This is a genomic window from Enterobacter sp. Cy-643, from assembly GCF_011752815.1.
Lineage (GTDB): Bacteria > Pseudomonadota > Gammaproteobacteria > Enterobacterales > Enterobacteriaceae > Cedecea.
Genome location: NZ_VWWV01000008.1, coordinates 47,739 through 59,723, shown reverse-complemented (window position 1 = coordinate 59,723; position 11,985 = coordinate 47,739). Strand labels below are relative to the sequence as shown.

Below are 11,985 nucleotides of genomic sequence, written 5' to 3'. Positions count from 1 at the left end.
CCCCATGAGGGGAAAGGCGATTTTTTCAAAGACATGGGCTGTGAAGCCCGCTATCTACGCCAGCGTGTTTAGCGCTGGCGTCTTGTTATTGCCTTTTTCCAGCCACGCTGACGACAAGCAGCAGTTGCAATCCATCCAACAAGATATCGCTGCCAAAGAGCGTGCGGTGCAACAGCAGCAGCAGCAACGTTCCGTTTTGCTCGCTCAGCTTAAAGCTCAGGAAGAAGCGATTTCCGCAGCCAGCCGTAAACTGCGTGAAACCCAAAACACTCTTGCGGATTTAAACAATCAAATCGCGACGCTGAATAACTCCCTCGCCAAACTGCAAAAACAGCAGGCAACTCAGGAACGTAACCTGGCGGCACAGCTGGATGCGGCATTTCGTCAGGGCCAGCATACCGGTATTCAGTTGATTCTTAGCGGTGAAGAAAGCCAACGTGGCCAGCGCCTGCAGGCCTATTTCGGCTACCTTAACGCTGCACGTCAGCAGACTATCGAAGAGTTAAAGCAGACCAAAGCAGAAGCCGCACAGCAGAAAACCGAGCTGGAAAGTAAGCAAAGCGAGCAGCAAACCTTGCTGTATGACCAGCAGGCGCAACAGGCCAGGCTGGAGAGCGCCCGCAACGAACGCAAAAAGACGCTGGCAGGCCTGGAGTCCTCCATTCAACAGGATCAGCAGAAGCTGACTGAGATGCGCCAGAACCAGACGCGCTTACAAAATCAGATTGCCCGTGCTGAAGCCGCGGCAAAAGCTCGAGCCGAGCGTGAGGCACGCGAAGCAGAGCAGGTTCGCAATAAGCAGCAGGAAGCCTCCAACAAAGGCACAACCTACAAGCCAACCGAAAGTGAGCGTTCATTGATGTCAAGAACAGGTGGCCTGGGTGCGCCACGTGGGCAGGCATACTGGCCGGTTCGCGGTTCATTGCTGCATCGCTATGGCGAACAGCTGCAAGGTGAACTACGTTGGAAAGGTATCGTTATTGCGGCGTCGGAAGGCACGGAAGTTAAAGCTATTGCTGACGGGCGCGTGATCCTTGCCGACTGGCTTCAGGGCTATGGTCTTGTGGTCGTTATTGAACACGGTAAAGGCGATATGAGTCTCTACGGCTACAACCAGAGCGCGTTGGTTAGCGTCGGCACCCAGGTGCGTGCCGGGCAGCCTATTGCGCTGGTCGGTAGCAGTGGCGGCCAGGGCCGTCCGTCACTCTATTTCGAAATTCGTCGCCAGGGCCAGGCAGTGAATCCACAACCGTGGTTGGGAAGATAAGTTTTGCCTCAGTTCCGCACCATTTTTTTCGCCGCCGCCAGCGGGCTAATGCTGGCAACCTCCGCGTGGGCCGGTAAGCTCTCAATAGTCATTGATGACTTTGGTTATCGTCCTCAGCAGGAAAACCAGGTGTTGGCCCTGCCGACTAACGTCTCTGTCGCTGTGCTACCTAACGCGCCACACGCTCGCGAAATGGCCACCAAAGCCCATAATGCCGGGCACGAAGTCCTGATCCACCTGCCGATGGCGCCGCTCAGCAAACAGCCGCTTGAGAAAGATACGCTCCGCCCGGACATGAGCAGCAGCGAAATCGAACGCATTATCCGCGACGCGGTGAACAAAGTTCCTTATGCGGTTGGGATGAATAACCATATGGGCAGCGCGATGACCTCCAGCCTGTTCGGCATGCAAAAGGTGATGCAGTCGCTGGAGCAATACAATCTCTATTTTCTGGACAGCATGACCATCGGCAACAGTCAGGCAACGCGCGCCGCGGCCGGTACGCGTGTCAAAGTGATTAAGCGGAAAGTGTTCCTCGACGATACTCAGAACGAAGCAGATATTCGCTTTCAGTTCAATCGCGCTATCCAGCTTGCTCGCAAAACCGGGTCAGCGATCGCCATCGGTCACCCTCACCCTTCAACCGTTCGTGTCCTCCAGCAGATGGTGTACAACCTGCCTCCGGACATCACGCTGGTGCGGCCGAGCAGCCTGCTTAATGAGCCACAGGTAGATACCTCAACGCCGAATAATACTCAGCCGGGCAAACTGCCACCGCCGCGTAACCCGTTCCGCGGTGTGAAGGTATGCAAACCGAAACAGCCTATCGAGCCGGTGTACGCCACCACCTACTTTAAAGTCATCAGTGAAAGTATTGCCGAGAGCGCGCTGGCGCAATATCTCCAGCATCAGTGGCAGGGTTGGGGCAAACAGGCCTGATTGAAAAACCAGAGGGCGCAATGCCCTCTGGTTTAATGATTAATCCCAGCTCAGGATAACTTTGCCGGACTGTCCGGAGCGCATCGCGTCAAAGCCTTTCTGGAACTCATCAATTGAGAAGCGGTGAGTGATAATCGGGGACAGATCCAGGCCAGACTGAATCAGAGCGGCCATCTTGTACCAGGTCTCAAACATCTCACGACCATAAATACCTTTAATAAACAAACCCTTAAAGATAACTTTAGTCCAGTCGATAGACATATCTGACGGCGGGATCCCCAGCATCGCAATACGGCCACCGTGATTCATGGTATCCAGCATGGTACGAAACGCTGGCGGCGCACCGGACATCTCCAGACCCACGTCAAACCCTTCGGTCATCCCCAGCTCGCTCATCACGTCCTGCAGGCTTTCTTTGCTGACGTTGACCGCGCGGGTGATTCCCATTTCACGTGCCAGCTCGAGACGGTATTCGTTCACGTCGGTGATCACAACGTTACGCGCACCAACATGCTTTGCGACTGCCGCAGCCATGATCCCGATAGGGCCGGCACCGGAGACCAGCACGTCTTCGCCAACCAGGTCAAATGAAAGCGCCGTGTGCACTGCGTTGCCAAATGGGTCGAAGATAGAAGCCAGATCGTCTGAGATATTGTCCGGGATCTTGAAGGCATTAAATGCCGGGATAACCAAATATTCAGCAAAACAGCCGGGACGGTTCACACCCACGCCGGTGGTGTTACGGCACAGGTGGGTACGCCCGCCGCGACAGTTACGACAGTGCCCACAGGTGATGTGCCCTTCGCCGGAAACGCGGTCGCCAATCTTAAAGCCTTTCACTTCCTGGCCAATGTCGACCACTTCACCCACATATTCGTGGCCCACAACCATAGGAACAGGAATAGTTTTTTGTGACCATTCATCCCAGTTGTAAATATGGACGTCGGTCCCGCAAATCGCCGTTTTACGAATTTTGATCAGCAGATCGTTATGACCCATCTCCGGCTTAGGCGCATCCGTCATCCAGATGCCTTCTTCTGCCTTCAGTTTTGCTAATGCTTTCATGACCGCTCCCTTAAGCGATAACGCCTAATTGCTTACCGATGCGCGTAAACGCATCTACCGCACGTTCAATTTGCTCAGGGGTATGCGCCGCCGACATTTGGGTGCGAATACGCGCCTGACCTTTTGGCACCACCGGGTAGAAGAAACCGGTGACATAAATACCTTCTTTTTGCAGCTCGCGCGCAAAGTTTTGCGCCACAACCGCTTCACCAAGCATCACTGGAATAATGGCGTGATCTGCACCTGCAAGCGTAAATCCGGCAGCGCTCATTTTTTCACGGAACAGACGAGCATTGGACCACAGGCGCTCACGCAGCTCTTCGCCTGACGCCAGCATTTCCAGTACCTTGATAGAGGCGGAAACAATGGCTGGCGCGAGTGAGTTTGAGAAGAGGTAAGGACGGGAACGCTGGCGAAGCCATTCGATAACTTCTTTGCGACCTGCGGTATAACCACCAGAAGCACCGCCCAGCGCTTTACCCAGCGTGCCGGTAATAATATCAACCCGGTCCATAACATCGCAGTATTCGTGCGTACCGCGCCCATTGGCACCTACAAAACCCACGGCGTGGGAGTCATCGACCATCACCAGCGCATTGTACTTATCCGCCAGATCGCAGACGCCCTGCAGGTTGGCAATCACGCCGTCCATTGAGAAAACGCCGTCGGTGGCGATCATCACGTGGCGAGCACCAGCAGCGCGAGCCTCTTTCAGACGAACTTCAAGTTCCTGCATATCGTTGTTGGCATAGCGATAGCGCTGTGCTTTACACAGGCGCACACCGTCGATAATTGAGGCATGGTTCAGTGCGTCAGAAATGATGGCATCTTCCGGCCCAAGCAGCGTCTCAAACAGGCCGCCGTTGGCGTCAAAGCAGGAGGAGTAAAGAATCGCATCGTCCGTTCCCAGGAAATCGGCCAGCCTGCTTTCCAACTGTTTATGGCTGTCCTGAGTACCGCAAATGAAGCGAACCGAAGCCATACCAAAACCGTGTTTATCCATCCCCTGCTTTGCCGCTTCAATCAGCTGCGGATGGTTAGCGAGACCCAGATAGTTGTTGGCGCAGAAGTTAATAACGTGGCTACCGTCCGCGACGGTGATATCCGCCTGCTGGGCGGAGGTGATAATACGTTCTTCTTTAAAAAGCCCTTCTGCTCGAGCGGTTTCGAGTTGGGAAGTCAGCTGTTGGTAAAAATCTTCGCGCATCGCGATTCTCCAGGCATGGCAAATTTCGGCATATATTACCCAAACCTATACCAGGAGACGAGATTACGCTTCAGGGAATATGATTTTTGCAGGATAAATCACGAGGGTGAAAAACTTCCGCTCATTAGGCGGGTCTTTAATTGTAATGGTATGATAAGAGCCATTAGTGCATCAGGTCTATGACCTGAAAGCTCCACTTTTTAAAGGTTAAACTTATGATTATCGTTACTGGCGGCGCCGGCATGATCGGCAGCAACATTATTAAATCTCTGAATGAGCAAGGCTACCGGGACATTCTTGTCGTGGATAACCTGAAGGATGGGACTAAATTTGCTAACCTGGTTGATCTCGATATCGCTGACTACATGGATAAGGAAGACTTCCTGATCCAAATTATGGCCGGGGAAGAATTCGGTGATATCGACGCCATCTTCCATGAAGGTGCCTGCTCCTCCACCACCGAGTGGGACGGCAAGTACATGATGGACAACAACTATCAGTACTCTAAAGAAATCCTGCACTACTGCCTGGAGCGTGAAATTCCGTTCCTGTATGCCTCTTCTGCCGCCACTTACGGCGGGCGCAATGCGGATTTCATCGAATCCCGCGAATATGAACAGCCGCTAAACGTTTACGGTTACTCAAAATTCCTTTTTGATGAATATGTTCGCCAGATCCTGCCAGAAGCGAACTCCCAGGTGACCGGCTTCCGCTACTTTAACGTCTACGGGCCGCGCGAAGGCCACAAAGGCAGCATGGCGAGCGTGGCATTCCATCTCAATACTCAGTTGAATAACGGTGAGAACCCAAAACTGTTTGAAGGCAGCGACGGCTTTAAGCGCGACTTCATTTATGTGGGTGATGTCGCCGCCGTAAATCTGTGGTTCTGGCAAAACGGTGTGTCCGGTATTTTCAACTGCGGTACCGGTCGTGCGGAATCCTTCCAGGCCGTGGCAGACGCAGCGTTGGCGTATCACAACAAAGGCAGCATCGAGTACATTCCTTTCCCGGAAAAGCTAAAAGGCCGCTACCAGGCTTATACCGAAGCTGACTTAACCAATCTGCGTGCTGCAGGTTACGACAAGCCGTTCAAAACCGTAGCCGAAGGGGTTGCGGAATACATGACATGGCTAAATCGCGACGCATAAGCTGCACAGGGAAAGCATGAAAATACTGGTGATTGGCCCGTCATGGGTGGGCGACATGATGATGTCGCAAAGTCTTTATCGCACGCTCAAGGCGCGTTATCCCCAGGCGATCATTGACGTGATGGCACCCGCCTGGTGCCGTCCACTATTATCGCGTATGCAAGAAGTGAACGAAGCCATCGCCATGCCTTTGGGCCACGGTGCGTTGCAAATAGCAGAGCGTCGTCGCCTTGGACACAGCCTGCGGGACAAACGCTATGACCATGCGTACGTTTTGCCGAACTCGTTTAAGTCCGCGCTGGTCCCTTTTTTTGCCAACATTCCTCACCGCACTGGCTGGCTGGGAGAGATGCGCTATGGCCTGCTGAATGACAGCCGCAAGTTGGACAAACAAGCCTGGCCATTGATGGTAGAGCGCTACGTCGCCTTAGGTTATGAAAAAGGCATAATGCAGTCTGCCAAAGATCTTCCGCAGCCGCTGCTGTGGCCTCAACTACATGTTAGTGAAGGTGAAAAAGCACAGACTTGCGCTGCCTTTAACCTTGAGCCAAAGCGCCCGATGATAGGTTTCTGTCCTGGAGCAGAGTTCGGCCCTGCAAAGCGTTGGCCGCACTATCATTACGCCGCGCTCGCGGCAAAACTCATTGATGCTGGCTATCAGGTTGTGCTCTTTGGCTCTGCCAAGGATAAAGACGCAGGTAAAGAGATTCTTACTGCCCTTACCACTGAGCAACAGGCATGGTGCCGCAACCTTGCCGGGGATACCCAGCTTGAACAGGCCGTGATACTGCTTGCCGCTTGCGAGGGCGTTGTCACCAATGATTCCGGCCTGATGCACGTAGCCGCTGCGCTCAACCGTCCGCTAGTCGCGCTTTATGGCCCCAGCAGCCCGGATTTCACGCCACCACTTTCCCACAAAGCAAGAATCATTCGCTTGATGAGCGGCTACCATAAAGTACGCAAAGGCGATGCCGCTGAGGGCTATCATCAAAGCCTGATCGATATCACACCAGAAAGCGTGTTGGTTGCACTGACTGAACTGCTAACCAGCAGCAAGGAAGACTGATGCGTGTTCTGCTTGTTAAAACGTCCTCCATGGGCGATGTGCTTCATTCACTTCCTGCGCTGACGGATGCGATGCACGCCATCCCGACTATCAAATTCGACTGGGTAGTTGAAGAAGGTTTTGCTCAGATCCCGAGCTGGCACCCGGCCGTGGATAAAGTATTCCCGGTAGCGATCCGTCGCTGGCGGAAAAGCTGGTTTGCATCTAAAACCCGCACCGAGCGCAAAGCATTCTATCAGGCACTAAAGGCCAGAGAATATGACTGTATTATCGACGCCCAGGGCCTGGTAAAAAGCGCAGCGCTGGTGACCCGAAAAGCGCATGGCATCAAGCATGGCATGGACTGGAGCAGCGCACGTGAGCCACTGGCCAGCCTGTTCTACAACGTGAGACACAGCGTGGCCAGGCAGCAGCATGCGGTTGAACGCGTGCGTGAGCTTTTTGCCAAAAGCCTGGGTTATAGCAAGCCGCAAATCCAGGGCGATTATGCAATCGCTCCACATTTCCTGAACAATCTGAACGCGGATAACGGCCAATATGCCGTATTCTTACATGCGACGACACGAGATGATAAACACTGGCCTGAGGCTCACTGGCGCGAGCTAATTGGCTTGCTGGATGGGTCGGGGATTCGCATTAAGCTTCCGTGGGGAGCGCCACATGAAGAGGCAAGGGCAAAGAGACTGGCCGAGGGATTCGCTTTTGTTGAAGTGTTGCCGAAGATGACGCTCGAAGAGGTTGCTCATGTGCTGGCGGGAGCAAAATATGTGGTTTCTGTTGATACAGGATTAAGCCATCTTACCGCAGCATTAGACCGGCCAAATGTGACGCTTTACGGACCGACTGATCCAGGGTTGATTGGAGGGTATGGTTTACACCAGCGGGCACTAAAAAATAGCGATCATATAATGGCTTCAACATCAGCAAACGACGTGCGAAAATTACTTCAACAGTCGAACATACTATAACTATTTCAAGAGTATACTTATGCCTGATAGCTCAATTTTTTCTCGACATGACAACAAGAGAAAAGATGCCTTTTTCACCGTAGTGGATGGCCTGTTTCTTGTGGGTTGTCTTCTTTCGTTAGCTACGGTGCTTATTAATCCCGATCAGGCAGTTAAGGTCTTCATTTTCAGCACCGTCCTTTCATTTCCTGTTATTTTCAATAATCGACATAACTTATTGAAAAATAAAAAATTACTAATGCTACCACTCTCTATTTTTGCGTTTGGGCTAATGCAAATTATTTGGGTGGCAATCTTTAAACAACAGGGCTCACCTTTTACGGCCGCCTATCGCTCTTACCAGAATGGGGGTAAAAATTTAATTTTTTCCGCCTTTATGATTGCAGCGATTTGCTCCCGGCACGCGCTATTCTTCTGCAAAGACCGAATTGCACAATACGTGACTATCGCAACAGGGTTGGGACTCTATTGCTGGGCTGGATATCAGCTTTATACCGTCGGGAGTGCCAATCCTCTCGCCTACAGGGTGCCGCTAGGCTTTGAGTTCGCGACGGGCACGGCGTATGCCTTAACGTTTATTGCGCTCCTGGCATCGCAGGCAATACTCAACCTGCGTGGTATTTTAGTTATTCCTTTCTATTTCATACATTTTGCATTATCCGCGCTGGCCATTGTTTCCACACAAACCAGAGCAGCCATCCTGGTCTATCCGGTATTATGCGTTGCCTTGTTCCTGCTGAATTATCGCCACAAACGAAAAGTACTCTTTGGGGCATTTGCGAGCTTTGTCATTCTGAGCCTCGCCGCGCTAATTCCGTTAAAACCGGTCCTGGAACAGCGTTATATAGAATTTAAAAACGACCTTATCGCGTACCAGGGCGATAACAGTAATACGTCGATTGGGGCGAGATTCGCCATGCAGAAAGCTGGCCTTGAAACGGGGAAGCTCAAGCCATGGGGTGAATCACTTGAACAACGTAGCTCAACGTTAATTGATTTGGAAAAAAGCGATCCCTCATTAAGCGGCGCATTGTTATACCTGAATGTTCATCTGCATAACGAAGTTATGGATACCTTTTCCCTGAAAGGTTTCCCTGGCCTGATACTACTACTGCTTTTCTACGCTACAGCTGTCTATGTGGCTTTAAAGCAGAAAAATGCTCTGCTGCTGGTAGTGACAGGCGCGATAATTGCTTACGGTTTGAACGATATGGTGTTGTACTCTAAAGGGGAATCATTAATTAGTATGCTGGCCCTTTGCTTTTCCTTCATTTTGTTCCCTTGTGCAATGAGAGAGCAGTCCTATGAGTGATAGAAACGATTACCTTCTGAGTATTATTATTCCAACGTATAATAATGCCGAATTTATCATCTCGACGCTGTCATCGCTGCAACAGGGACTCACCGATGAAGTAGAGATTATCATTATTAATGATGGCTCAACCGATAACACGGATGAAAAAATCACTACTTTTTATCAGTCAGAATCCTGCAAAAACGTAAAAATTATTCATCAAAATAATCAGGGTGTCGCCGTTGCCAGGAACCGGGGGTTGGATATTGCCGCCGGCACATATATCGCGTTTGTTGATAGCGATGATACGATCAGTCCCGATTACTTCACGCTTTTACTGCCCATTCTGCGTGAAAAGCTATATGGCATTGTCGAATTTAGTTTAACCAGAGATGAAGAAAAACTGCATACCTCTCAACATAGCAGCAATGAGAAGATTGAGAGAAGTGAACTCATTCTACAGGATGCTCAGTGTTTGCCGTTAATGCCGACGTTCAGCGCAGCGCAATGGCATCTGGTAACCAAAATATTTCGCCGGGACCTGCTGGGAACGGACAGGTTCGAGGCCAATCGCCGTTACGAAGACATTATCTTCAGCCCATTTCAGTACTTTAAGTGCCGTAAGATTTTAAAGCTTAAGGCTAACCTCTATTACTATCGGATAAATAGCCAAAGCATCACAGAAAATCTACGAGAAAGCGACGCTCAGCATATCTTTTTCGCCATGAGAAAGATGTGTGATTATATCAAAAGCAACCCAGAAAAGCGCTCCGTTGCTACCTTGATGATCGTCAACTGCTTTCTTGAAGGCCGCAAAATTGTGCGCAAAAAGAAAGGCTATTATGCCTACAATGCCCAAATGCTTCACGATATAAAAACAGCCATAGCCTATTGTGATAAAAGCATTATTAACAAAAAAGTTCTCTATAAAATGAAACATCCATGGGTAGATACCTTTATTTCCAGAACCCGTCACCAGCTATTGAAGTTTTGCAAAAAAAACACCCACAAGGAAAGTTAAGATGGTTCAAAAAGTAGATCGCATCTTAATTTGTAAGCTCAAATTTTATGGTGATGTATTGCTTACTACCCCTGTGATAGCGAGCCTGCAGGCCCGCTATCCGCAGGCAAAAATTGATTTTCTGTTATACAAAGATACGAAAGCCATTCTCGCGGCAGATGAGAGAATTCATCAGTTTTATCTGGTCGAGAAGAAACCCGGCCTGTTCGCCACCATCAAAAATTATCTCACTCTGCGACGCGAACTCAAAAAAAATCGCTACGACCTGATTGTTAACCTGACCGAACAGTGGCCTATTGGCGCGCTGATCGCCTCATTAGGCCAATCTTCCATCGCCTTTCAGCGAGAAAAACAGCTCTGGAACAGGCTCTTTACGCGAGTCACGCCGATGACGGGCACTCATATTGTTGAGCAAAACCTGTCTCTGCTGAAGGGCATCGGCTTTACCGATAGTGACCTGAAGCCGCAGATGCAGCTGCATTACCGCGAAAGTGACGTTCAGGCATTGCTTGCCCTCGCGCCCGAGTTAAAACAGCAGCCCTATGTTGTCATTCAGCCTACCGCACGCCAGTCGTTTAAGTGTTGGGATGAGGATAAATTCGCTTCAGTTATTAACCATCTGCATGCAACTGGATTGAAAGTTTATTTAACCTGCGGGCCGGCGCACAGTGAGCAAGAGCAGGTGCAGCGTATTGCTACTCTCTGTATTACCAAGCCTGATACTCGCTTTGCCGGAAAAACCACATTTTTACAGCTAGCTGCACTTATCGATCATGCTGCACTTTATATTGGCGTGGATTCAGCGCCAATGCATATGGCTGCGGCGCTCGATACACCTCAGGTTTGCCTGTTCGGTGCCACAAATTATAAACAGTGGAGGCCCTGGTCAGATAAAGCCACCCTGATTTGGGCCGGTGCTTACCATCCTATGCCTGAAAGAAAGGATTTAGATCGTTCACAAAAATATCTTTCCTGGATCCCCGAGCATGCGGTTATTGAAGCTGTTGACGCTATACTGAAAAATGAAAATGAACAAAATAATGAGATAAAAATAGATGGTTAATCATTCTATAATCAATGTAGCCTGGTGCACCGATGCCAACTATTTAGAATATGTTGCAACATCAATGATCTCCGTAAAAATGAACAACCTGTATCAAAAGTTGGCATTTTACGTATTTGTTTATGATGTGAACAATGACGATATCGAAAAGCTTAAATCAACCTGTGATAACGTTCAGGTGATCAAAATAGAAAAAGAAGCCATCGAGAAATACAGCAGTGATTTTGCCATCAAGCACCTTAATCGCTCGACCTATATGCGGCTTGCGGTCCCCCGGCTACTCCAGGGCAAGGTTGATAATTTTATTTATCTTGATGCCGACACGCTGTGTTTTGATGATATCAGCGACATAAATAATGTCGATATCAGCGAGGTTATCTGCGCAGTCAGCCATGACTCTCTCGATATCGAGGATGATAAGCACGCCAAACGCCTCGGCCTAAAAACAAAGCATTATTTCAACGCCGGCTTTCTTTATATCAACGTGAATAACTGGATAGAAAATGACGTTGAAAATAAAGCAAACACGGTATTATTCGAAAAAGGTAACACGCTACCCTATTTCGATCAGGATGCTTTAAATATTGCAATGGATGGCCAGGTACGCTTTATAGATAACCAGTGGAACTTCCTCTTCAACTGGTTTACTGAGGAACAAAAAGAGACATTTTTCTATCACGCTGATACCACACCTAAAATTGTGCACTTCACCGGTGGCAGGAAACCATGGTACCGGGAGCACACAGGCCTGGCCCAACAGCTCTATGCTTTCTATCATCACTTTACGCCATGGCGAAATGCCCCATTGCGTTCGTATGCGCCGCGTATGAGACCTACAGATTATCGAGTGTATGCCCGACAGCATGCTCGTAAAGGACACTATCTGGCTGCCGCAGGTTGGTATATTAAATATTTGCAGAGCAAACTGCGTAAGTAAAACGTGGATA

General features: G+C 49.9%; 11 protein-coding genes. 9 read left to right on the top strand and 2 right to left on the bottom strand.

Going from position 1 to position 11,985, the window contains the following annotated elements; translation table 11 throughout:
* Window positions 1–4: 4 nt before the first annotated feature.
* Both envC and F3J29_RS20755 read left to right on the top strand, forming a co-directional pair.
* The gene (envC, locus tag F3J29_RS20760; RefSeq protein WP_166868939.1) at window positions 5–1,267 is read left to right on the top strand and encodes a murein hydrolase activator EnvC; all 1,263 of its coding nucleotides are present in this window, start codon (window positions 5–7) and stop codon (window positions 1,265–1,267) included.
* A 48-nt stretch (window positions 1,268–1,315) separates the two neighbouring features.
* Complete coding sequence (locus F3J29_RS20755) at window positions 1,316–2,206, top strand: divergent polysaccharide deacetylase family protein (RefSeq protein ID WP_286175465.1); 891 nt, start codon at window positions 1,316–1,318, stop codon at window positions 2,204–2,206.
* Window positions 2,207–2,245: 39 nt separating this feature from the next.
* Here the strand turns inward: F3J29_RS20755 and tdh are convergent, their stop codons facing one another.
* Both tdh and kbl read right to left on the bottom strand, forming a co-directional pair.
* Window positions 2,246–3,271 carry an L-threonine 3-dehydrogenase gene (tdh, locus tag F3J29_RS20750; RefSeq protein WP_166868935.1) on the bottom strand — a complete coding sequence of 342 codons (1,026 nt, stop codon included), beginning with the start codon at window positions 3,269–3,271 and terminating at the stop codon, window positions 2,246–2,248.
* Window positions 3,272–3,281: 10 nt separating this feature from the next.
* Window positions 3,282–4,478, bottom strand: coding sequence for a glycine C-acetyltransferase (gene kbl, locus F3J29_RS20745; RefSeq protein WP_166868933.1), 1,197 nt, complete (start codon window positions 4,476–4,478; stop codon window positions 3,282–3,284).
* Between the two features lie 215 nt (window positions 4,479–4,693).
* Here kbl and rfaD point away from each other — a divergent pair, with 215 nt between their 5' ends.
* Genes rfaD through F3J29_RS20710 form a run of 7 tightly spaced genes read left to right on the top strand, consistent with a single transcriptional unit; the run spans window position 4,694 to window position 11,975 of the window.
* The gene (gene rfaD / locus F3J29_RS20740; protein WP_166868931.1) at window positions 4,694–5,626 is read left to right on the top strand and encodes an ADP-glyceromanno-heptose 6-epimerase; all 933 of its coding nucleotides are present in this window, start codon (window positions 4,694–4,696) and stop codon (window positions 5,624–5,626) included.
* Between the two features lie 16 nt (window positions 5,627–5,642).
* A complete protein-coding gene (gene rfaF, locus F3J29_RS20735) occupies window positions 5,643–6,692 on the top strand; it encodes an ADP-heptose--LPS heptosyltransferase RfaF (protein ID WP_166868929.1) in 1,050 nt (349 codons plus the stop codon).
* Window positions 6,692–7,660 carry a lipopolysaccharide heptosyltransferase RfaC gene (gene rfaC / locus F3J29_RS20730; RefSeq protein ID WP_166868927.1) on the top strand — a complete coding sequence of 323 codons (969 nt, stop codon included), beginning with the start codon at window positions 6,692–6,694 and terminating at the stop codon, window positions 7,658–7,660. The genes rfaF and rfaC overlap by 1 nt, the downstream gene beginning before the upstream one ends.
* 19 nt (window positions 7,661–7,679) lie before the next feature.
* Entirely contained in the window at window positions 7,680–8,972 is a 1,293-nt protein-coding gene (locus F3J29_RS20725; RefSeq protein WP_166868926.1) for an O-antigen ligase family protein, read from the top strand.
* Window positions 8,965–9,975, top strand: coding sequence for a glycosyltransferase family 2 protein (locus F3J29_RS20720; RefSeq protein WP_166868924.1), 1,011 nt, complete (start codon window positions 8,965–8,967; stop codon window positions 9,973–9,975). Before F3J29_RS20725 ends, F3J29_RS20720 begins: the two co-directional genes overlap by 8 nt.
* A 1-nt stretch (window position 9,976) precedes the next feature.
* Window positions 9,977–11,038 (top strand): lipopolysaccharide core heptosyltransferase RfaQ, encoded by a 1,062-nt coding sequence (gene rfaQ, locus F3J29_RS20715; protein WP_166868922.1) that lies wholly within the window; start codon window positions 9,977–9,979, stop codon window positions 11,036–11,038.
* Window positions 11,031–11,975 (top strand): glycosyltransferase family 8 protein, encoded by a 945-nt coding sequence (locus tag F3J29_RS20710; protein ID WP_166868920.1) that lies wholly within the window; start codon window positions 11,031–11,033, stop codon window positions 11,973–11,975. Before rfaQ ends, F3J29_RS20710 begins: the two co-directional genes overlap by 8 nt.
* Window positions 11,976–11,985 lie beyond the last annotated feature (10 nt).